Source organism: Bacillus cereus group sp. TH152-1LC (assembly GCF_027710505.1).
Lineage (GTDB): Bacteria > Bacillota > Bacilli > Bacillales > Bacillaceae_G > Bacillus_A > Bacillus_A mobilis.
In genome coordinates this window covers 379,529-403,551 of record NZ_JAQFNK010000002.1, presented here as the reverse complement: position 1 = coordinate 403,551, position 24,023 = coordinate 379,529, and the positions used below count along the sequence as shown (strand labels likewise).

Genomic DNA, 24,023 nt, shown 5'->3' with positions numbered 1-24,023 from the left:
GGCTTATAAATGCCACGACTTTTTACATTAATTCGTACTAATTCCTCTTGCTGCCCAAATACGATCGATATCAGCAGCATGTTGTCCTCCATATAAAAGAGCATCCGCTTGCTTAATTGCTTTTGCTCCATCACTGAATTTAGAGTTTGGTGTTAATGACCAGTGTGATTGTAAAATGATTTTTGTTGCTACATCACGGCCAAAAGCTTGTGCCATTTCGTATTGACCTTGAGCCCAAATTTCACCATCATCATGCACTTCATTCGTTATATCTTTCGGATATACTTTATTCGTATCTAATCGTCGTAAGCATGTTGGATCTGAACTAGAATAAGCTGTCGCATCCCATTCTCCAACACATGCTTTACCATATCCAGTAGTTGATACTGCATCTTCATATGTAGCACCTAAGAAGTCGCCAAATCCTTCTCCCATCGCTCCACCTTCTGCTGAACTACCAAAGCCAGGAACTTGGTTATCTTGAATCGAATGCCCATACTCATGTGCGATAATACCAGCATCTTCTGCATCATCAACACCTCCAGTACCGAAAGTTAAAGCTTTTGTTGATGGAGAATAGAATGAGTTATCATCAGTTGTACCATTAACATTCACTTTTATCGAACGGTTATTAATATTTTTAAAACCTAACCCTTGAATGTAACGCTGTAATGTATCGATATGATAATACGACATCACATCTTCAAAGCTATCATTTGCGCGTGTGTAGTTAAATTGTAAATTCGTAGATTTTGTTTTCGCCTTTGAAGAAATCGTTACATACTCTCCAATTAAAAATCCTGTTCCATCTAAACCTTTTAACGTAACAGTCTTCAATTGGTTCGTTAGCGCCGTTGAATCTGCATCGTTATTATCTTTTAAACCTACTTTACTACCACTAGATACGACCGGATTAGGTAAAAATACTTTTCCTGACCCTTCTGCTTTTCGGTTTATATCAACCTTTTTAATTAACTTTCCATTTTCTGCATCAATAAATGTTTCCCATGCACCAAATGGATTATTAGAATGGACTACAACTTTATATACTGGACGAGCAATTCCTGCTTCAACAATATATCCGAACTCTTTATCTGTAGGCGCCCATAAATTTTGCTCACTTGCTTCTCCAACATACGCCATTGATTTTTGTATTGCATCTTTTTCACTAATTTTTGTCGTTACTTCCTTCACACCATTGACCGATTGATAATCAGAAACAGCAAGTACTCCCTTTCCCTCTCCGTTAAGTGTAACTGTAATTTGTTTTGAAAATACAGGCGCACCATTCACAACTTGTTGGAACCTAACATATGAAGCTACTGACGTTTCTGTTGTAGAAATATATTGCAAGTCTGAGAGGTCAGCTTTCAATCCATACTGCGCAGCATTTTCTTTTAAATATTCAGTTGCTTTTTTCTGCGGTGAATAAGCTTCTAGCTTTACTTGCTGTTGTTTTTCCAATGCCGAAACCGTAGAAATCGTCCCCATTACTAATGGCACAGTCATTGCCATTGCCACCATTTTTTTATTAAACATAGAACCACTCCCCCTAATAAAGTAGCTCAACCTTATCCCATTACCACTAGGCAATCATTCCCCACAAAATGGGGGGATAAAAATTGAATCTACGAGTAATTCTCTATAAACAATTCTATTACCTTTCCATTTAGGGTGAGTGAAATTTTCTCAATATTTATGTGTAAAGTAAAAACAATACTTTAGAAAGAAATTTCTAAATCCATTCCTTCCCTTCCCCCCGAAACTTTTCATATTACTGTGTAAAAAAACAGGCCATTTTTTACCTAACGGTAGGTTGAAAAAAACACTTATGAATGATACGATGTTAATAACCTTTTTTTAGGAGGAACTATATGAGTAAAAGTGAAGAAACACTCTCTTCAATAATGGAAGCAAGTTATCGCCTTTTTGCTACGTACGGTATTGCTAAAACAACTTATACGATGATTGGTGAGGAGGTTGGTATCGCAAAACCATCTATATATTACTACTTTAAGTCTAAAGATGCCTTAATTGAATGTATTTTTACAGAATTATGTAAAGCGATGCAGTTCTCTTCGTATTTTCATACAGAAGAATTTACGAAACCAAATTTTATTGAAAAATGCACTGCAATTGGTCTTAAAATAATTGATGAACAGCGAAACGACCCTTATTTTAATCGTGTGTTGCAAGAGTATGTATTACTATCTTCCAGAAACAATATGTACAAAGATCGATTACTAACTGTGCAAACAGAATATTTACATGGATTTGAAGTACTCCTTACAAAAGCAAATGAACTTCAATTAATTGAAAATAAAAATCTAGTTTCAAAATCTCATATGTTAGCATTAGTGCTTGATAATATCGGAAATTTTATGATGATTGATGCAAAGATAGATTATAAGCAAATTTGGATTGAAGCTGTAAATAGCATTTTTGAAAGAAGGGATTGAAGTGAATACAAAAAAGCGCATTATCGGCTTAGATTTTGCTAGAGCTTTGGCGATGTTTGGTATGCTACTTGTCAATTTCATGGTGATAACAGGTGCAGAAGGAAATGGTCCCCCTTTTTTAATAACCTTCATGTCAATATTTGAAGGTAGAGCTTCTGCTTTGTTTGTTATACTTGCAGGCATCGGTATAACTTTAATGACTAGGTCAGCCGTTGCTAGCAATGAACAAATAAAAATTTCTAGTAGTCGAAAGACCATATGGAAACGATCACTATTCTTATTTATTTTAGGATTACTACTATATGTAATGGAGTGGACTGGGGATATATTACACTACTACGGTGTTTACCTTTTCGTCGCTGCATTCCTTATTACCGTACGCAAAAAAGTATTACTATTGCTATCTATTATTATCCTACTCATCGCACAATCTCTTCAGCTTACTTTTAATACTTTCGAGGGCTGGGGAGGTCCAACTCCATTTATAAATTATGTAGACTTCTGGACAATAAAGGGTTTTCTTCGCAACTTATTCTTTAATGGGTATCACCCAATTTTTCCTTGGTTCTCGTTCTTCTTAATCGGTATGATAATTGGCAGGTTAGATCTTCATAATAAGAAAATTAAAGAAAGATTACTCTTACTCGGTATTACAATCACAATATTGACAGAACTTTTATCAAAAGGACTTACACACTTTTTTATTCCATACATCAGCAAAGAGGTCGCCACATTTTTATTTAATACAGGACCCATCTTACCAAACATTTTATATATTTTATCTGCTACAGGATCCGCAATTACTATATTAATCATTTGCCTCAATATCGCTGAAAAATATAGAAACACTTGGTTTGTCACTTCCATTGTACAAACAGGACAATTAACGTTAACTCATTATGTCAGTCATGTATTTATCGGTATTGGGACATTAATTCTATTAAATAGAATGGAACATCAATCACTACTATTCGTTTTATTATTTGCTACTGCATTTTTCATTTTCAGCATTGTAATTAGTGTGTTATGGAGAAAGAAATTTTCTAGAGGACCTATCGAATGGATTATGAGGAAATTAGCTAGTTAATTTACCTCCATACGAAAAAGGAAGTTGGAATGATTCCAACTTCCTTTTTTCTTTAATGAGCCGCGCTTAATTTAATTCGAACTTTCGCTTCACCTAAAGATAGTTCATCGTCTTCATTCGTTAAGTGATCAAATGTAAATTGCTTAACGAGTAAATTTTCTTCCAATAAATCTTTATGGTTCGTTAATGTGCGTTGTAGTTCTTCCTCTGTATCAAGAATAACATCTACTCGTAAATTAACGGGTAAATTCAACTGTTTACGATATTCTTGAACTGCTCGAATGAATTCACGCGCTACTCCTTCTTGTAACAATTCTTCCGTTACATTCGTATCTAACATAACTGTATATTGTCCGTTAGTCGTATTAGAAAATCCTGATTTTGCAACTTTCTCAACTAACACATCTTCATCAGTTACAACTACTTCTTCTCCTGGTGTTGCTTCGTAAACTGCTCTTCCAGTTGATACAAAGTTTTGTACTTCTTCTTGTGATAATTGTTTTAGCCAACCATTCACTGCGTTCACATTTTTACCAAACTTTGGCCCAGCTGTTTTAAAGTTAAGCTTTAATTGATAGGACGTATATTTCGTTTCATCGAGTTCAACATGGAACGCTTTTACATTTAACTCATCCATGACGATATCACGATAAGATTCCCAATCCATATCATTCTCGTTATGCTCAAGTAATACAAGTTCTGCTAGCGGCTGTTTTACTTTTAAAGAATGCTGATTACGGTTACTTCTTCCAAGTTCAACAACTTGTAAAACAGCATCCATTTCTGCTTCTAATTTCGGCTGAAGTAGTGATTCATTCACAACTGGATAATCCTCTAAATGAACACTACTTCCAGTTAAATTTAAATGAATATCTTCAGCGACAAACGGTGTAAATGGTGCAATTAATTTACTAATTGTCACAAGTACTTCATGAAGTGTCTCATACGCAGCTGCTTTTTCAGCACTCATACCCGACTCCCAGAAACGATTACGTGATCGTCTTACGTACCAGTTACTTACTTCATCTACAAGTGCCGCGATTTCACGAGCTGCATTCGTAAATTGATAATCATCAAGTGCTGTTCTCACTTTTTTTGTTGTGCTATGCAATCTTGATAATACCCATTCATCCAATTTCGTCCGCTTTACATCATACGTTTCTTTCGGATTATACTCATCTAAATTTGCATATAAAACGTAGAAACTATACACATTGACTAATGTATCTACAAATTTAGATTTTGCTTCCAGTACTGTTCTTTCAGAAAAACGCTTCGCATTCCACGGAGCACTATCAACGAGTAGCGCCCATCTTAAAGCATCTGCACCAAACTGATTGACTAAATCAACTGGATCTAGTGCATTCCCTTTACTTTTAGACATTTTCTGTCCTTCTTCATCTAGAACATGCCCTAGTGATAGCACTCGTTTATACGGTACTTTTCCTGTATATAGTGCTGATACTGCTAATAAACTATAAAACCAGCCGCGTGTTTGATCAATACCTTCTGCAATTACATCTGCTGGAAACTGTTCTTCAAATAACTCTTTATTTTCAAATGGATAATGATATTGCGCAAATGGCATGGAACCACTATCAAACCAAACATCAATTACTTCTGGTGTACGATTCATTGTACTTCCGCATTTTTCGCAGCATACTTGCACTTCATCTACATATGGCTTATGCAATTCTAAATCTTCCGGTGTTTCTTTCGTACTATGCTTTCTTAAATCAGCAATGCTTTTCGGTGCGAATTGATGATCGCAACTTTCACATTCCCATACGTTTAATGGTGTTCCCCAATATCTATTTCGACTAATATTCCAGTCCACCATATTTTCTAAAAACTTACCAAAGCGTCCATGTTTCATATGATCTGGATACCAAGTAACAGAATCGTTATTTTGTAAAAATGTATCTTTAATTGCAGTTGTTCGGATTAACCAACTCTCTCCTGCATAATAAAGAAGTGGTGAATCACAGCGCCAGCAATGTGGGTAGCTATGTTCATACTTTTCTTTATGATATAGTAAACCTTCCTTCGCTAAATAACGAACGATATCCACGTCACAATCTTTTACAAACTTGCCTTTCAAAAATGGTACTGCTTCTGTATACTCACCTTTCTCATCTACAACGTGTAAGAATGACAATCCTGCACTTTGAACGACTCTATAATCGTCCTCCCCATATGCTGGAGCGATATGAACAAGTCCTGTACCACTATCTGCCGTGACAAAATCTGCTGCGATAACGTGGTAACCATTTGTAACTTCTTTCATTAGAAATGGCGGCATATAAGATGTGTTTACTAATTCTTCACCTTTATGAACAGATAATACTTCATAGTCTTCTTTTAATACATCTTGTACACGTTCTTTCGCAACAATGTATACATGACCTTCTTGTTTCGCTTTCACGTATTCCATATTTGGATGTACTGCGAGCGCAACATTTGCTGGAAGTGTCCAAGGTGTCGTTGTCCAACCTAGGAAATACTCATTTTCACTATCTTTCACTTTAAACTTAACTGTTGCACTTAAATCTTTTACTGTTTTATAGCCTTGTGCAACCTCATGTGAACTTAGTGAAGTTTGACAACTTGGACAATATGGTGAAACTCTATGTCCCTTATACAATAAGCCTTTTTCATGAATCGTTCCTAAAATATGCCATACACTTTCGATATATGGATTCTCTAACGTAACGTATGGATCATCCATATCTACCCAATAACCGATGCTTTCAGTAAATTCACGCCACTGCTTCTCATATGTGAATACACTCTCTTTACACTTCTGAATAAATGGCTCAATTCCATACTCTTCGATTTCATGTTTACCAGAAATATCGAGTTGCTTCTCAACACCTAATTCTACAGGTAAACCGTGTGTATCCCATCCCGCTTTTCTTAACACTTTATAACCAGCCATCGTTTTATATCTTGCTACTACATCTTTAATTGTCCGTCCAAGTGCATGACCTACATGCGGTAATCCATTCGCCGTTGGTGGTCCTTCATAAAACACAAAAGATTGTGCGCCTTCTCGATTCTGAATTGATTGCTCGAAAATACTTTGCTCGTTCCACTGCTTACGAATACGTGTTTCTCTCCCTACAGCTGACTCTTTTACATCTACTTTCTTCATCTACAATCACTCCTTTGAATGTTTTAAAGCACACAAAAAACCCGTCCCTATAAAGTAGGGACGGGTTTACCCGCGTTACCACCCTAATTCTATTAGCTCTTCACTAATAGCACTTAGCAACGTACTGTCATACGTGTTCTTTGTAACGGTAGACATCCGTCCGGGCTTACTTATTTTCAGCCTCGGCTCCTCGGAGATGATTTTCAAATAACGTCTGCACACCGACTTTCAGCAACATACCGGCTCTCTGGGGAACAGTACACTATTTTACTCTTTCTCGTCTTCAGATTTGTATACTTTGTTAAAAGCTATTTTATGCCATTAGGCAATAAATTGTCAACTAATTCAAAATATATTTTTATTTATGCCCTTTTTCGCGATTGTTATACAATTACTTTTCAAATTCTCGCAATGCTGCTAAATTTTCATCCTCCTCGATAAGTTCAGCGAAAAATCCCGACTCATCCTCACGCAGGACAAGTTCAAGCTCTTCCTTTGCCTCTTCATTTCTGTTTAACTGAGCTAAATAACAAGCACGATCATATCTTGCTAACAAATCACTCGCATCCATTGTTAATACATCTTTTGTTATTTTTTCTGCCTTTCGTGTTTGGCCGGCACCATGATATGAAGATGCTAAAGAAAGAAGAATAGCTGTTTCATTTGGATGATGTGTAGAAGCATTTTCTAAAATACGAATCGCCTCTTCAAACCTTTCTTGACTTTGATACATTTCTCCTAAAGCAAGAAACGCTCTACTTACAAACGGTGTTTGCTCCGTTAATTGTAAGGTAATCTTTTCTGCTTTTCTTTCTTCCCCTATTTTAAAGAATACTTGTGCTTGTAAAAGAAGCGTATCATAATCATCTGGTAACTCTCGAACCATTTGCTTCGTTACTTCCGAAGCATCCCGTAACATATCTTCTTCCTCACACTCTATGAAAAGATTTACAAGTTGCTTCGCTACATCGTAATCCCATTTATTTTCTAACGATGTTTGCAATACATCTATCGCCTCTTTATACATCGCCACATTCTCGTAAAACAGTGCAAATCGCTGCGCTGCCATACTATTTTTCGGATTTAATTTTAATGAGATTTCATATAAATCAATGATTGTAGTAATAATCGAAATTTCTTTCGCACGGTTTTTCATACGATAAAAAGCTCTCGTAATTATGGATTTCTTCGGCTGTTCATTTTGTTGACGTTCAATCCATCTTTCCGTCACCGCAGATGCAGCATACATAAATACCATACTTCTTTCTGCCTTTTTCACTTTTAATGTATGCAGAAAATCTCGTATGTTAGACAATTTCTTATGTTGTTCTATCGCTTTTACGTATACCTCAAATATACGTTCATTATTTACATCTTTTTGTATCACTTTCATTGCAATCTCAATTGCTTTTTCATTTCTATTTTTCACTAACACTTTTGCATAATGATATAGAACTTCTGTATGCTCACCGTCTAATTGTAGCGCGTATTCAATCCATGCCTGTTCTTTATCTATTTCATCCATCGCTCCATACACATATGCAATCGCATCTAATCGCCATATTTCAGGTACTTCGTCCGCTAATTGTTCTAGTTCAGTCAGCAATTCTTCCTGAAGATTCATTTCTACTGAAAGCTGTGCCAAATATTCCATGTTAATATGCAACGGCTCTTCTTTCATCGCCTGAACCATATGACTTTGTTCTTTAGTACGGTTTTCTTCTTTTTCGTATATTTCTGCAAGCTGTAAATGTACACCTACGAAATTCTCATCAAGCTCTAAACAGGTTTCATACGCTTGTTTCGCTTCTGTCAATTGCCCTAATGCCATAAGTGTTTCACCAATTCGGTAATACGGTAATGCTGTTTCCTTTTGTTCTATCGCCCTTTTATATCTTTTCATCGCTTGGCCGTACTGACCAATAGATTCATATAAAATACCTATATAACAACCGTATTCACTTACTTCATTTCTTTCTTTGTGTAATGTTCTTAAGAATGCTATTCCTCGTTGTACAAATACCGTTCCTTTAATTCGATTCACATATTCATCTAATGTACTTGCTACATTATATTCACTCTGCTTTATACCATTCTCTAACTTGGACAATGCTACTTTTAATCCTTCTTCATTTCCACCAACTTCAACCTCAGCATCCCATAAAACCATTCCCGCATTCATAAGAAAATCTTGGCTCTTTTCAATTTGCTTTTCAATACCGAGTATATATTCTTTAGCTTCCTTGTATTGTTCTCTTGCCATATAAACTTGCGTAATTCCAAAGTGAGAATAAACATCATCATGATTTCCTTCTAAAGCACGAGTATACAATGTTTCAGCTTCTTCCAGGCTATCATTTTGAAAATGATAGTCACCGAGTTTTACGTATAGAGGTGCCTTATCGTCACAATTCTTAATACCTTTTAATAAAATTTCTTTCGTACGTTCCTCATCCTTCAAATCAGATTCGTATATTTCCGAAAGTTTCGTATAAATGTAAGGTGCATTACTATCCAAATGAATCGCTATTTTAAGCCCTTTAATCGCTAAATGTAATTTCCCTAAATGATGCGCACATCTCGCTCGCTCATACCATACATGTGCCTCATTTTTATACTCTTTTAACAGATCATTAAAAATTTCATACGCTTCTTCATATCGTTCTAAATCTATTAATATTAACCCGTGATTCGTTAAAGTGAATCGTTCTGGACTACGTTCTAAAGCAACTTGAGAAAACTGCAACGCCTTTTCAGATTGGTCGATATACATATATGATAAAGCGAGAAAACTCCAAGCAATCGGCTGATCTGCGTCTAATTGTAACGAGGAACGAAAACTTGAAATTGCTTCTATATAACTTTCCTGTTCAAAAGCATATCTTCCGTTTATTAGATGATATAAAGCACGATTATTTTTCTTCTCGACACTTGTAAGCATTTGCCCCGCTTTTTCTAATTCTTGAAGGCGAATAAAACACTGCGCACCATGCAATTTAACAAAATCTGAGTTCGGAAACTTCTCCATTAACTTTTCAATACAACTTATAATAAACTCATTATCTACTTCAACATCTAAATGCTTAACCGTATATAACCACGTATTCGGATTATCACTCGTCTCTTTTAAAAATTGTACTAAGTTATGAATCCCCTCTTTATCATGTTCATCTAAATGGTCCGTAAGAGAAAAAATAGTTTTAAAATAATGATTTTCTTCTTCATTTAAAAATACTAGTTGCTCCTTCTTTTCTTTTGGAACAAACGTAATCGCTAAACACCCTGTGTAACGATATTTTTCTTGTAACTTACTATATTCTACAATAACGGGTTCTATAAAGTTCGGATCTTGAACATAAAAAGCTTGTAACGTATCATCATACCCAGATAATACTTGCACATGTGAAGCATGCTCAATATCTATACTTAATAAAACAGGAATCCCTTCATCCAGCAGCCTCTTATAATTTTCTTCATTACCTTTAAAATAACGATATTCATAACCTAATTCTTCTAAATAAGAAACAGTATCTGAAAACTTCGAGCCTGTCATATCAAAAATAAACTCTGCTATTTCATCTTGTGTACGTTTTTCTCCCCATAACTGCAACATCATTTCTAAACTGGTCGGAACACAATAATTATCCTTTTGTACAATCGGAACTATCGGTAAATGAACCTTTTTGCCATCTGGATTTTTTTCTAAATTATGATATAAGGACTCTTTTAAACTTTTTTCTACTTTTAATAACTGTTGTAAATCTGCAAGTGTATTCATTTTGTAAAGCGCTTCTGCACGTAAATGAACAAAGTAAGTTTTATACGCATGATAAGGAAGCTGATTATTTATGTTATCTATTACCGCTAACATCTCTTCATACTTCCTTAAATCTAATAAATATTTCACCTTTTCAAAATGAAAATATGGTACTTGCGGGAACTTTACAATCGCATCATCAATGAGCTGTAATGCACGTTTTTGTTCTCCTTGATTCGCATATAACTGTGATAATAAATAGGTAGATAGCTCTTCACAATCTTTATGCTGCATGCCAGCTATAAATTGTTCTTCTGCTTTCTCCCATTCACCTGTATGCATATAGACGTAGCCCCATTTATCAAAAACGGCACGTGCACTGTACTCCTCTGCCTTTTGCATATACATTAGAGCTTCTTCATTTCGTTTCATTTCCAACAAACATCGTACTAACGTAAAATATGTTTTTGCTAAAAGATCAACTTCTATTTCTTCTTTATTTACCTCTTCTAATGAGTCTTTTAACAACTGTTCTACTTCAAGTATTTTCCGCTCATCAATTAACTCATCACAATATAAAGAGAGCGTTCTCATATTTGGGAATTTTTTATAGGCGTAGCGAATGAGGAATGAACTGTATTGGTGCATAAGCCCTTCATCAGTAAGGCGTATTAATATGTCAAACTCCTTATGTGAAGGAACACTAGCAAGCCAATTCTTCACATAAGATAAAGTATTCTTTTCTTTTATATATGAAATTTCATTATTTATTTCCTGTAACCCATCTATAAATCTCTTGTCTTTCAAACAAGCATCTAACTGCTTAAAATCTAGCATGTATTCACCTCGAATATTTATTTGCACTGCTACTTGCTTAGATTTTACACACCATATTGTAGGTATTCAACTAAAATCTCCTATAATGGATAGTATTATTTAATATTATTCTAATTTATAACAAAATATAGTAAAAATGATTGTTTTTCTCTGTATTTTGTTTGATTAAATGAAATAACGTAACATGAGGATCTTACCTATTGGAAGCTGGAATCAGTACATGCAATTATACGGTGGATATCGACTTACTGACAAAAAGTGACAACCCTCAATAAATCGCTATCTTTCAACATCCTATGTCACCAAATGTAATTTTCATATTCGGAGCATATACTAAAGAAGAGTGCATTTGAAATGCTTTAAAAAATCGGAGTTCAGCTTCATATTGAGCTAGCGCATCATCATATGTTAATCCTCTAGTCATTAAACGATCTATAAATTGCTGCTTATCACCTGGATTCCCTGCAATCCCCTCTTCTTTTAATGAATAATACAAACTTTGTTTATCATTATGCTGCATATTAGAATCTAAAAAGTTCACTTTATCACTTACTCTACATTCAATATTTTTTACGCCTAGTTCACTTAAAAACATCGGTATTTTCATACCAATATTTCCATCTTTTCCGCTTCTCTGCATGTCACTTTCAAATAACTGCTGCAAAGCACCTAGCCTAATAATTTCCGATTGAGTCTCTCCATTTAAAAAGTATGAAGACATATTTGATATCCAGTGTGGTTCAAAACAGATTATTTTTCCGCCCTTTTTAATTGAATGCATCATTTTTTGTAGCATCGTTTTTGGCGAACTCATATGTAATAAGAAAGCATGACAAATTGCTATATCGTATGTATCGTTCAATTCAATTTCTATAGCATCTCCCTCAAGAAATTCTGCCTCATACGGAAGTAAACGAAACAACTCTCTCGCTTCAGATAATAATGTTTCTCCACTATCAACGCCAGTATACTTTGATCCTTCTGGAAGTAATGGCATTAATACTAATCCTAAATAACCATATCCACAACCATAATCAACGATATGTACGGGCTTAGTAATCTTCCAAACTGTATTTACTAAAAAGCTTACATAATCGTCATTGTAATATAAATCTCTCGTGTTTTTTAAATATGTTAGTTTACTGTTCCAGTCGTACGTTTCCAAGTTTAACGCCTCCTTTTTATATATGACATTACAATTCTCCATTTAATAAGGACATTCCTACACTTGAAACAATTCTAAAAAATTTAGATTTAACAAAATAAAACTTCTGCTTTCACATTTTCTATAAAAATAAATAGGCATACATATCTACTATGATACGTATACCTATTTATTTTACATCTCCTCAGGTGCCTCTACCCCAAGTAAACGTAATCCCTCTTTTAATACAACTGTCACAGCATACACTAATGCAAGTCTGCTGTCTTTCTCTTCGCTCTCTTCTAATATACGAACATTACCGTAATATTTATTAAACGATTGTGCTACATCTAATACGTATTTCGAAATGATTGATGGCTCATTTTTATTGAAGGCAACTTCAATTACTTGTGGGAACTTATTCAGTAATTTTACGACACTCCAGCTATGATCATCTTTTAATGCAAACGTACACGTTTCAAATTCTACACTTTCTTTTCTTAAAATAGAGCAAGCACGTGCATGTGTGTATTGTACGTACGGCCCTGTTTCACCTTCAAATTTCAGCATATTTTCTAATGAGAATTCGATATTATGCATACGCTCATTTTTCAAATCATGGAAAATAACTGCACCAGCGCCGACTTGCTTCGCTACTTCTTCTTTCTGTTTTAGGTTCGGATTTTTCTCTTCAATACTTTGTTTTGCAAGGTCTATTGCTTCCTCAAGTACTTCTTCAAGTAAAATAACTCTTCCTTTACGTGTCGACATTTTCTTACCGTCTTTTAAAATGAACCCAAACGGTACATGTTCCATGCCATCAACCCAATTGTAGCCAAGCTTTTTTAATACAGTGAAAAATTGATTGAAGTGTAAACTTTGTTCCGGGCCAACTACATAAAGTGCTTTATCAAATGCATATGTGTTTTGACGATATAACGCTGCCGTTAAGTCACGTGTTGCGTAAATCGTTGCACCATCGGATTTTCTAATTAAGCAAGGCGGCATTCCCTCTTCTTCTAAATTAACGACTAACGCGCCTTCTGACTCTTCAAGCAAATCATGTTCTTCTAAAATCTCAATAAAATCTTCCATTAAATTATTATAAAAAGCTTCTCCTTGAAAATTAGTAAATTCAACACCGAGAAGTTCATAAATACGAGAAAATTCTTTTAAGGATTCATGACGGAACCAATTCCAAAGCTCAACAGCTTCTTCATCACCTTCTTCTAATTTCTTAAACCAAGCACGCCCTTCTTCTTCTAGTTCTTCGTCGTCTTTTACCTCTTCATGGAATTGAACGTATAACTTAAATAATTCACGTATTGGATCCTCTTTAACTACTGCTTCATTTCCCCATTTTTTATAGGCGGTAATTAACTTTCCAAACTGCGTTCCCCAATCCCCAATATAATTAATTCCTACAACTTCATAACCACACTTTTCAGCAATATGTTTTAGTGAATTTCCAATCATTGTAGAACGTAAATGCCCCATTGAAAAAGGTTTCGCGATATTAGGAGAGGAATAATCGATAACTACAGTCTTTTCACAGCCAAAGTGATTTTGACCGTACTCTTCTTTCTCCGCTAAAATCGTTTTTAATACTTCATCACTTACAGTTTCACGATTAAAAAATACATTTACATAAGGACCAACAGCCTCTATTTTCGTAAAGAACGGATCATGTATTTTCTCTGCAACTTCCTTTGCGATAAGAGCTGGTGATTTTTTATATTGCTTCGCAAGTGAAAAACATGGAAATGCCGCATCTCCAAATTCATCTTGTTTCGGTGTTTCAATTAAATCTAAAATTTGCTTTTGCGTTAATTCATTCGTGAAAATATTGGATAAACTTTTTGCAAAATGCGTTTTATACTCCATACTACAACCTCCTTATTTTTTAAAACACAAAAAACTCGTCTCTAAAAAAGAGACGAGTTTAAACCCGTGGTACCACCCTTGTTGTTCATTACGAACCACTTTCCCGTTTATAACGAGGACAGGGGGCCTCGGCTTTCTCTACTATTCGTTCAAGAAGCATCTCCGAAATGCGCTTCATCTTTTCCTTCCGCACTAGGCTCACACCATCCCTAGCTCGCTTTCCTTCTAAAAAAGACTACTCTCTTCATCACAGACAGTATATTTAATTAATTATTGCTTATTATACATCTTTTCAAACAATTAGCAAGGGTCAATTACACCAAAGTGAAACTTAGCACTTTTTCTTTTGTATACGTGAAAATTATGTTTTTCAAATCTAGAACTACGGAAATGATCTTTCAAAACGACACGCTTTCTTGCCACACGCTTCGCTTCCGCAATTGTTTCGTCAGTAATATCATGATACAAAGCAAAGTGTTTTAATCCTTTTATTCCATCTGATTCTATCACAGTTTCTTCAAACATTGGATCAAGGTACACGACGTCATAACTATTATCTTCACATTGTTTTAAAAATGCGAAATGCTCCGTTTGCTTCACATCGATTCGTTGCATTGCCTCATCAATTTCAGAAACAGATGAAGACCATGTTTTTAAACCATTTTCCATAATATAAGCCATATATTCATTGCCTTCAAGTCCCGTTACTTTTCCGCTTTCACCAACAATATAACTAGCTACAATACTATCTGATGCCATACCGAGCGTACAATCTAACACTGTCATTCCACTCTCTAATTGCGTGGCTTGTACAAACGGATCGTGTTCTCCGCGCATTAACCTTTTCACACGAAACATCGCTGAGTTTGGATGAAAGAAAAACGACTCTTCCGTTCCTCTTGGATAAATTGCTAATCGGTTTTTCCCTACAACAAGTATATCTTGCTTATACTGCTCATGTAGTTTTTGTACTGGTATGTCATTACGTTTAACAAAAGAAACATTTAATTCTGCTGCTACCTTGTTTGCATAATCTGTCATTTCTTTGTTCGTTCTTCCTGCTGTTGTTACGATCATTTTTTCACCTCTATATAAAGAAAAGAGGGAGATTTACTCTCCCCCTTCTTTAGCAATTCTTTTCGAAAGCTTGTTCTAAGTTCGTAATAATTTCATCCATAGTTGCACCTTCAATTTCATGACGGTGAATGAAGTGAACAACTTCTTTTCCTTTTAACAATGCCATAGATGGTGAAGATGGAGGAATTTCTCCGAAGTATTCACGCATTTTTGCAGTAGCATCTTTATCTTGGCCTGCGAATACAGTTACAAGATGGTCAGGTTGTTTTTCAGCACGAACAACTGCTTGACCTGCTGATGGACGTGCTAAACCAGCTGCACAACCACAAACAGAGTTTACAACTACTAAAGTTGTACCTGCCGTGTTTTCCATAAATTCTGTTACAGCTTCTTCTGTAGTTAACTCTTCAAATCCAGAACGCACTAATTCTTGGCGCATTGGAATTACCATTTGGCGCATGTATTCTTCATAAGCATTTGACATCTTGTAATCTCTCCTTCAACTTTCATTCCAAATTCATCATATCACGCTCTATTACTAGGTGCAAAAGAAAGATTACGATGATTTCATTTTTTTGTAGGGATTTCACAAACCCCTTCACGGCAATGTCCAACTGGGACAAGTTTTCTATTGTTAGCGATATAATCGTATACTTTACTTCCAAATCCGAGTAAGATAGACAGTTTTATAAAAGGAACGGCAAACCAGTAAGATGGAACGGCCTTTGCTAATACATGTATGCTATGAATTCCGTCATACCACTTATTATTTTTTAAAATATACAATCTTTGTTCCATCTTACTTTGTAGTTCTTGAGAAAGTTCATACTTCTCAACTACATCTTCATCTCGAAATGAAACAAAATTCATTTTACCCTTTTTATCTAGTTTTTTCGTACGTTCTGCAACCGCCGTACACATCGGACACCAACTATCATAGAAAACAATCATACATTATTCTCCTTTACGAGACTCCGTCATTTGTTTCCATACAGAACCTTTTGCTTCTTCTCCGCCTTCAATACGCTCTAATGCTAGACGCGCTTGCATCGCCACTTCAAACTCTGGATCATCTTGCGCTGCTTTTAATGCAGGAATCGCACTTTCATCTCCAAGTTCAAATAAGAACATCGCTGCACGCCAGCGTACTAATTTACTTGAATCTTTCAGAGATTTAATCATAACGAACATCGCTGCTGGATCACCTACATCTGATAAGCAATCGCCCGCTGTACGGCGAACACTTACTGAACGATCTAATAACGCTTTATATAATAACGGTAATACTCCATCACCTTTTACCATACCTAAATACGCTGTTGCTAAACGGCGGATCGAAACTTTTTCATCATCTAACGCCATCTTCAACACTGGCATATCTTCTTCAGTAGGATCCATTTGTTCTAATGCTGCAAAACGGTTTTTCCAGTCAGCATCTTTCATCATCTCTTCTGTTACTTTATATGGCTCACGCTTTTGAATCGTTACTTCAACAGCACCTGCCTGGTTTAATAATTCTTTAACCGTTTCATTTACACGTTCCTCTGAATAAGCAGCAACAATCTCTTCCACTACTTCTTTCCCGATTTCTTCAAAATTACCGTAACGTGTACTTTGTTCCACCCATTTACGTTCTTTTACGACGTTTGGTGCAGACATTTGCACTTTCATAATTGATTCTTTAAAACGATCAGGTAAGCCAACACGCTCTTCTGTTGTTCCATCTGTTAACTTTACTTGCATTGGAATTGTAAAGAACATTTGAACAAACACTTTCACTTCCCCAAAATGAGCAAGTTGTTGTGCTTCACTTTCTTCTACTACCTCTTCACCGAAAACAGCACGAACTTGTTGTAATAAAACTTTCCAGTCATACTTCGCATTTCGCTCCACTGCTAAAAAGTCGGCTACATGATATACACCTTTAATGCCTTCAATTTTCAAAATTTCTTGCACTTGCATTGGTGCTTGTTCTTTATTTTCATTTGTATAATTATTACGCGCTCCTGATGGTAATACTTCATTCAAAATAACTTTCATTGTATTTGGACTTGGCGTTGGTTCAATTGCTTTAATCTTCACGTAAAAAACTCTCCTTTATTGCATGTTCTTAGCTGTATTGTAACACGTTATCACTCTAGACTCCTACTCGGACGCTTAATTTTGCTAATTCCTTTTCTACATTTTTTAGAAGTTCCATTCATTCTATTTTCACCTAATCGTTCCATAACTATAGTTAAAAGTATAATTGACAATTACATAAAAAGGGATTAACCTTAATTCATAAAATGACCATAGTCATTTTATGATCGAAGTCATTCAAAGGTGGAGTGATAACAAATGAATAATGTCATAATTATTGGTGGCGGTATTGCTGGACTATGTGCAGCAATTTCCTTACAAAAAATAGGAATAGAAGTAAAAGTATATGACAAAAATACTGAACCTACTGTTGCTGGTGCAGGTATTATCATTGCTCCAAATGCAATGCAAGCACTTGAACCATACGGAATTTCTGACAGAATTAAAAAATTCGGCAACGAAAGTGACGGCTTTAAGCTTGTATCCGAAAAAGGAACCATTTTCAATAAATTGATTATTCCAGCTTGTTATCCAAAAATGTACTCTATTCATAGAAAAGATTTACATCAATTACTACTTTCTGAACTACAAAAAGATACTGTCGAATGGGGAAAAGAATGTTTAAAAATAGAACAAAATGAAGAAGACGCCTTAAAAATAGTATTTCAAGATGGTAGTGAAGCAGTCGGTAATATACTGATTGCTGCTGATGGTATTCATTCTGTCGTTCGAAAACAAGTAACACAAAACGATAATTACCGTTATGCAGGATATACATGTTGGCGCGGCGTAACTCCTACTAATAACCTTTCTTTAACAAACGATTTTATTGAAACTTGGGGAACAAACGGTAGATTTGGTATCGTCCCTCTTCCTAACAACGAAGTATACTGGTATGCGCTCATAAACGCTAAAGCTAGAGATCCAAAATACAAAGCTTACACAACAGCAGATTTATATCATCATTTCAAAACTTACCACAACCCCATCCCAACTATTTTAAATAATGCATCGGACGTTACTAAGATTCATCGTGACATTGTGGACATTACACCAATGAAACAGTTTTTTGAAAAGCGCATCGTATTTATTGGGGATGCAGCTCATGCACTTACTCCTAATTTAGGTCAAGGAGCTTGTCAGGCAATTGAAGATGCGATTATTTTGGCTGAATGTATTAAGAATAATGCCCATTATCGTCAAGCATTCATAGAATACGAACAAAAAAGACGAGATAGAATTGAAAACATCTCAAATACTGCTTGGGAAGTTGGAAAAATGGCGCAAATAGAAAGTAAGCCTTTAATTATAATAAGAAACCAAACAATGAAACATGTTCCAAAATGGGTTTCTGATAGACAAGCACATGAACTATACAGTTTTCATTTATGACAAACTCCAACGAAAAGCCTGAACGGAATTCTCTCTATCCTTCTTTCAATTGTATGAAACTTTATAAAACAATTAACTTAATTATGAAGTAAGATTTTATTTGAGATTATCTATTAAATAGATATAATTGTTTGTGTTAGGAGTAGATAAAATGCTTAGAGAAACGAGAAAAAAAGAATTAAAAGAACTTATATTCCTAAAAGCAGTACAACTCTTCCAAGAACGCGGGTACGAAAATGTAACGGTTCAAGATATTACTACTGCATGCGGGATTGCAAAAGGAACTTTCTTCAACTACTTTCCGAAAAAAGAAAACATATTATTATTTTTAGGGGATTCTCAAATTGAGCTATGGAATGACAGTTTAAAAGCATATGAAAATGTGGAACATCCAAAAGAAAGAATCAAACTTGTTCTAGGTGACTTACTGGACCGCTTTACTGGACATGGTGATTTAATGAAGCATGCCGTCTTTGAAATTATAAAGTCTAACTTCTTAGTAGAAAATGAATTAAAAAGTATACTACAGCTACACGAAGGTTTGTCTTCCATTATTGCAGAGGCGAAAGAGACAGGAAAATTAAACAGTAAATGGGATATACATATTATCACCTCTACAATTATGAGTACTTATTTTTATACATTAATGTCCCATTCACTATTACATGCTAATGAAATAAACGCGAAAAATATACTCAATCAACAATTAGATGTTGTTTGGGAAGGTATAAATCAAAAGTGATAGAGGGCTATACTACTAAGCCCTCTTAATTTTTTATACTCTTCTCCTCTTATTGTGGTGCCCCCTCCCGCCTTCTCTCCAAAAATGTAATGCTCTCAATCAGAACTTCCGTTATATATATTCTCTTTCCTTGATCATCCTCGTAATTCCTCGTATGAATACGTCCAGTAATTCCAACAAGTGACCCCTTCTTACAATATTCAGTTACATTCTCAGCCGATTTTCTCCAAACGACACAATTAATAAAATCTACTTGTTGCTCACCTAAACTATTTCGAAAACCTCTATTCACCGCAACACATACTCGTGCATACGCGACGCCTTGCTTCGTGTAGTATAATTCTGGCTCCTTTGTCAATCTACCGATTAATACAACTCGATTCATCATAAGTTATACCACCTCATATATTTTTCTTCATTGTAAAGAAAAATGTTTGAAGGGTAAAAAGCGTAAAATAATATTTTTTATAGTAAAAATATTATTTTTATATCTGATATAAACAAAAAAGAAACCTTACATATTTAAAACATGTAAAGTTTCAAAATTTATCCCGCTTTAATGGGCAGTAAGACCCCCACCTCAAAATTCAGCGAAAGCAAAGAATTTAGGTGGGGGATCAACTGCCCATAAAAGTCCGATTGGTTCAACTAATAATCAGTGGGGGATATGTAATATCCACCGCGAGCCATCTTTATTTCAACGCTGTACATTACATTTTCTAAGTAAAAAGTAATCGGTTTAACTTTACTCTCAAATTTTAGACTTTCATTGCATTCAGCCGCATATCCCTCTATTTGCTGAAGTAATAACTTCTGATGATGGATACGTTAAAGCATCTTCTAGTTCTATGAAAAAACTTTTAGAAAATAGTTTTTTCATAATCCCTTTCTTCTCTTTCATCATATTCCATCCCCCTTCAATTCGAGTTACCTACAACCATATTATACCATTTATGAAATTAACCTGCATTAACAGGCAGTATAAGCCTCACTGATTAAAATTTCACTCTACCTTTGAAAATAAAAAAATCCTGCATTTTTCATGCAGGATTTTTTTATTAGTCATTTTTCGTAAAGTAAGAAACAAAACGAAGAATTTCTAAGTATAACCAAACTAATGTAAACATTAGTCCCATTGCAGTGTACCACTCCATATATTTCGGAGCTTGACTACGTACACCATTTTCGATTAAATCGAAATCTAGTAATAAGTTTAATGCAGCAACTACGATTACAACTGCACTAATAATAATGCCGATTGTACCACCTTGGTGAATGTACGGAACCGTTACACCAAACATGTTTAGTAGAAATACGACTAAGTACATAACCATAATTCCAAGTGTCGCTGCCATCACGCCTGTACGGAATTTATCCGTTACCTTTACTACGCGCGTTGCATATAACACTAACATTGCAAATAGAATTGAGATTGTTAGTAATACAGCATTTAAAACGATAGAATCGCCAAACTTCATTGTATAAACAGCTGAAATACTACCTAATACAACCCCTTCTACCGCCGCATAGATTGGTGCACCAAAAGGTGAAATACGCGGGAAGAACATAGACGCAAATGCGATGATTGCCGCAACGATTAAAGAGCCAATTAAAACTGGCATTTTCATCGTACCCTCTATCATCTGTATGTATGAATAGACAGACGTTGCAAGTAGCAAGATAAGCATAATAAACGTTTTGCCTACTGTTCCGCCAATCGTCATCGCAGAAGCACTTGCTCCCTCTTTACGGAATGCCTCTTTTTTCAACATTGGATTAGATGTTCTCATTTTTTCCCTCCTAAAATAGGTTCTACCAATAGTGTAAAGTTTTTCTCTTTACTTTTCAATATATGCAGCTTGTTTTTATTTTAATCCTTCAACGATGTCTGATAGTTCGCTCCATCTTTCCATCGTTTTTTCTAGCTCTTCTTCTGTTTTCTGCTGTGCTTCAGATAATTCTTGTGCCTTTGTGAAGTCAGATCCAACTTTCGCAAGTTCTTCTCCAATTGACTCAATTTTCTCTTCTAGTTCGGCAATTGTATCTTCAATTGTTTCCCATTCACGCTGCTCATTGTATGAAAGTTTACGTTTACGTTGTTGTTTCGGAGCTTCTTCTACCACTTTTTTCTCTTTTTGAACTTCAGCCTTCTCAATCAGTTCTTTCGTCTTTTCCATTTCTAAAAAGTCCGTATAACTACCTAGGAATTCACGCACTTCGCCTCCACCACTAAAGATGAACAATTCATCTACTACTTTATCTAAGAAGTAACGGTCATGCGATACAGTTAAAACGACACCTGGGAAATCTTCTAAATAATCTTCCAGTACTGTTAATGTTTGTGTATCTAAATCATTCGTAGGTTCATCCAGTAATAGTACGTTTGGTTCTCCCATTAAAATACGTAATAAAAATAAGCGTCTTCTTTCACCACCAGATAGTTTACCAAGCGGTGTACCATGTGAATGCGTCGGGAATAAGAAACGTTCTAACATTTGAGATGCACCAATTACTTTTCCATCTGTCGTATGAATAACTTCTGCAATCTCTTTAATGTATTCAATCATACGCTGATTTAAATTCATCTCTTCATTTTCTTGCGTATAATAAGCAACTTTTACAGTTTGTCCTACTTCAACTTCACCACTATCAGGAGATAGCTTACCTGCAAGCATATTTAAAAGAGAAGATTTCCCGCTTCCATTCGCTCCGATAATCCCAATACGATCGCCCGGCTTCACTATATGATTAAAGTTGTGTAATACTGTTTTATCACCGAATTTTTTCGTTACATCTTTTAACTCAAGTACTTTTTTGCCAAGACGACTCCCGCTAAGCGCAATATCAACTGACTGTTTTGCAGCTGGTCCTTCTTGACCTTTTAACTCATCAAATCGTTGAATACGTGCTTTTTGCTTTGTCGAACGAGCTTTTGCACCACGTCGAATCCATGCTAGTTCGCGACGGTATAAGTTTTGACGTTTTGATTCTTGCGCAATTTCTTGTTCTTCACGAAGTGCTTTCGCTTCTAAAAATGTACTATAGTTTCCTTCGTAACTATATAGTTTACCATTGTCTAATTCAAAAATACGATTCGTCACACGATCTAAGAAATAACGATCATGGGTTACAAGTAATACGGCACCATTATATCTTGCTAAATATTCTTCCAACCATTCCACTGTCTCATGGTCAAGATGATTCGTAGGCTCATCCAAAATTAATAAATCAGGTGTTTCAATAAAACATTGCGCCATCGCAATACGCTTTTTTTGTCCACCAGATAGGTTTCCAACAGTTGCTGTGAAATCAGTAATTCCTAATTTCGTTAATAACGATTTTGCATTCGCATTTGCTTCCCATGCACTCATCGCATCCATACGTTGCTGCACTGCAAATAATTGTTCCTGTACTTTTTCATTACTTGGATCTTTTTCGATATTTAATAACGATTGTTCATAATCACGAAGAAGACGAATTAAAGGTGTATCACCATGGAACACTTGCTCTAATACTGTTAGTTTTTCATCAAACTCTGGTTGCTGTGATAAATAACTAATTGTATACCCACGTGAATGCGTCATATCACCTGTATCAGGAATTTCTAACCCTGCAATAATTTTTAATAATGTCGATTTACCAGTACCGTTTACACCAATTATTCCAACACGTTGTCCTTCTGTAATACTACATGATAATCCATCAAATAACGGTTTTTCTCCGTATGATTTCGATAAGTTTTCCACAGTTAACATTTTCATATTTGTGCATTCCACTCTTTCATAAATTGTTCAATAAACTGTTCCATATAACGATGACGAACTTCAGCCTCTTGTTTTGCTGCGTTCGTATTCATTAAGTCTTTTAGTTTCAAAAGTTTTTCATAAAAATGATTTAAAGATGGATCGTTATTTTTTCTATATTCATCTTTCGTCATCACTTCACGCGGAGGAATAGTTGGATCGTACATTAATCTCCCTTTCGCTCCACCATACGCAAATGTGCGAGCTATTCCAATTGCTCCAAGTGCGTCTAAGCGATCCGCATCTTGAACAAGCTTCCCTTCAAGTGACTCCACTTTACCGCCATGACCACCTTTATAAGACATATTGGCAATGATATGAAGAACATGTTTACTTTCCTCTTCTTCCACATCTAATTCTTCTAACCAATCAGAAACTTTTTTCATTCCTGCTTCTTCACTTTCATTTAACTTCTCATCTGCCACATCATGAAGTAATGCTGCCATTTCAATTATAAAACGATTTCCTCCTTCTTGCTCGGATAAAGAAATCGCCAGTTTATGTACGCGTTCAATATGATACCAATCATGCCCACTCGCATCTTTTTCTAAAATATGTTTTACAAAAGTAATTGTTTTTTGAATCTTTTCTTGTTTTGTCATTTT

At 35.3% G+C, this 24,023-nt stretch carries 17 protein-coding genes, 1 pseudogene and 2 other annotated features; of the genes and pseudogenes, 4 read left to right on the top strand and 14 right to left on the bottom strand.

Translation table 11 applies throughout. The annotated features are described in order from the left end of the window. Window positions 1-27: 27 nt before the first annotated feature. Window positions 28-1,539, bottom strand: a complete 1,512-nt coding sequence (locus PDL00_RS08605) for a M36 family metallopeptidase (protein WP_242255487.1) — start codon at window positions 1,537-1,539, stop codon at window positions 28-30. A gap of 335 nt (window positions 1,540-1,874) precedes the next feature. Here PDL00_RS08605 and PDL00_RS08600 point away from each other — a divergent pair, with 335 nt between their 5' ends. Together PDL00_RS08600 and PDL00_RS08595 are read left to right on the top strand one after the other, a co-directional pair. Continuing rightward, complete coding sequence (locus PDL00_RS08600; RefSeq protein WP_242255485.1) at window positions 1,875-2,459, top strand: TetR/AcrR family transcriptional regulator; 585 nt, start codon at window positions 1,875-1,877, stop codon at window positions 2,457-2,459. 1 nt (window position 2,460) lies between these two features. Continuing rightward, window positions 2,461-3,546, top strand: coding sequence for a DUF418 domain-containing protein (locus tag PDL00_RS08595; RefSeq protein ID WP_270728503.1), 1,086 nt, complete (start codon window positions 2,461-2,463; stop codon window positions 3,544-3,546). Between the two features lie 52 nt (window positions 3,547-3,598). Here PDL00_RS08595 and ileS read toward each other — a convergent pair whose 3' ends face one another. From ileS to PDL00_RS08555, 8 genes are all read right to left on the bottom strand, one after another. After that, window positions 3,599-6,700: an isoleucine--tRNA ligase gene (gene ileS / locus PDL00_RS08590; protein WP_270728500.1), complete on the bottom strand. Its 3,102-nt coding sequence runs from the start codon at window positions 6,698-6,700 to the stop codon at window positions 3,599-3,601. A 53-nt stretch (window positions 6,701-6,753) separates the two neighbouring features. Beyond that, window positions 6,754-6,993, bottom strand: a binding site (T-box leader). Between the two features lie 98 nt (window positions 6,994-7,091). Next, window positions 7,092-11,294: a bacteriocin-processing peptidase family protein gene (locus PDL00_RS08585; RefSeq protein ID WP_270728497.1), complete on the bottom strand. Its 4,203-nt coding sequence runs from the start codon at window positions 11,292-11,294 to the stop codon at window positions 7,092-7,094. Between the two features lie 286 nt (window positions 11,295-11,580). Then, complete coding sequence (locus tag PDL00_RS08580; protein ID WP_270728493.1) at window positions 11,581-12,459, bottom strand: class I SAM-dependent methyltransferase; 879 nt, start codon at window positions 12,457-12,459, stop codon at window positions 11,581-11,583. 174 nt (window positions 12,460-12,633) lie between these two features. Then, a complete protein-coding gene (gene argS, locus PDL00_RS08575) occupies window positions 12,634-14,322 on the bottom strand; it encodes an arginine--tRNA ligase (protein ID WP_270728490.1) in 1,689 nt (562 codons plus the stop codon). A 45-nt stretch (window positions 14,323-14,367) separates the two neighbouring features. Next, window positions 14,368-14,582 (bottom strand) — a binding site (T-box leader). A 40-nt stretch (window positions 14,583-14,622) separates the two neighbouring features. Further along, window positions 14,623-15,399, bottom strand: coding sequence for a class I SAM-dependent methyltransferase (locus PDL00_RS08570; RefSeq protein WP_270728486.1), 777 nt, complete (start codon window positions 15,397-15,399; stop codon window positions 14,623-14,625). 49 nt (window positions 15,400-15,448) lie between these two features. Beyond that, complete coding sequence (locus tag PDL00_RS08565) at window positions 15,449-15,883, bottom strand: BrxA/BrxB family bacilliredoxin (RefSeq protein ID WP_000063705.1); 435 nt, start codon at window positions 15,881-15,883, stop codon at window positions 15,449-15,451. A gap of 83 nt (window positions 15,884-15,966) precedes the next feature. After that, window positions 15,967-16,350 (bottom strand): thiol-disulfide oxidoreductase DCC family protein, encoded by a 384-nt coding sequence (locus tag PDL00_RS08560; RefSeq protein WP_270728483.1) that lies wholly within the window; start codon window positions 16,348-16,350, stop codon window positions 15,967-15,969. 3 nt (window positions 16,351-16,353) lie between these two features. Then, complete coding sequence (locus tag PDL00_RS08555; RefSeq protein WP_270728480.1) at window positions 16,354-17,481, bottom strand: conserved virulence factor C family protein; 1,128 nt, start codon at window positions 17,479-17,481, stop codon at window positions 16,354-16,356. A 258-nt stretch (window positions 17,482-17,739) separates the two neighbouring features. Here PDL00_RS08555 and PDL00_RS08550 point away from each other — a divergent pair, with 258 nt between their 5' ends. After that, window positions 17,740-18,873 carry an FAD-dependent monooxygenase gene (locus tag PDL00_RS08550; RefSeq protein ID WP_270728476.1) on the top strand — a complete coding sequence of 378 codons (1,134 nt, stop codon included), beginning with the start codon at window positions 17,740-17,742 and terminating at the stop codon, window positions 18,871-18,873. 151 nt (window positions 18,874-19,024) lie between these two features. Next, window positions 19,025-19,615 carry a TetR/AcrR family transcriptional regulator gene (locus tag PDL00_RS08545; protein ID WP_242255467.1) on the top strand — a complete coding sequence of 197 codons (591 nt, stop codon included), beginning with the start codon at window positions 19,025-19,027 and terminating at the stop codon, window positions 19,613-19,615. Between the two features lie 49 nt (window positions 19,616-19,664). On the opposite strand, the gene PDL00_RS08540 is transcribed toward PDL00_RS08545, so the two are convergent. The 5 genes and pseudogenes from PDL00_RS08540 to PDL00_RS08520 all read right to left on the bottom strand — a co-directional run bounded on the left by PDL00_RS08540 (window position 19,665) and on the right by PDL00_RS08520 (window position 24,020). Further along, window positions 19,665-20,003, bottom strand: coding sequence for a single-stranded DNA-binding protein (locus PDL00_RS08540; RefSeq protein ID WP_242255466.1), 339 nt, complete (start codon window positions 20,001-20,003; stop codon window positions 19,665-19,667). A gap of 260 nt (window positions 20,004-20,263) precedes the next feature. Beyond that, window positions 20,264-20,519: pseudogene (locus PDL00_RS08535) on the bottom strand (DUF4318 domain-containing protein). Between the two features lie 154 nt (window positions 20,520-20,673). Further along, a complete protein-coding gene (locus PDL00_RS08530) occupies window positions 20,674-21,405 on the bottom strand; it encodes a Bax inhibitor-1/YccA family protein (protein WP_270728470.1) in 732 nt (243 codons plus the stop codon). Between the two features lie 75 nt (window positions 21,406-21,480). Continuing rightward, window positions 21,481-23,376 carry an ABC-F family ATP-binding cassette domain-containing protein gene (locus PDL00_RS08525; RefSeq protein WP_270728469.1) on the bottom strand — a complete coding sequence of 632 codons (1,896 nt, stop codon included), beginning with the start codon at window positions 23,374-23,376 and terminating at the stop codon, window positions 21,481-21,483. Beyond that, entirely contained in the window at window positions 23,373-24,020 is a 648-nt protein-coding gene (locus tag PDL00_RS08520) for an HD domain-containing protein (protein WP_270728465.1), read from the bottom strand. Before PDL00_RS08520 ends, PDL00_RS08525 begins: the two co-directional genes overlap by 4 nt. Window positions 24,021-24,023 lie beyond the last annotated feature (3 nt).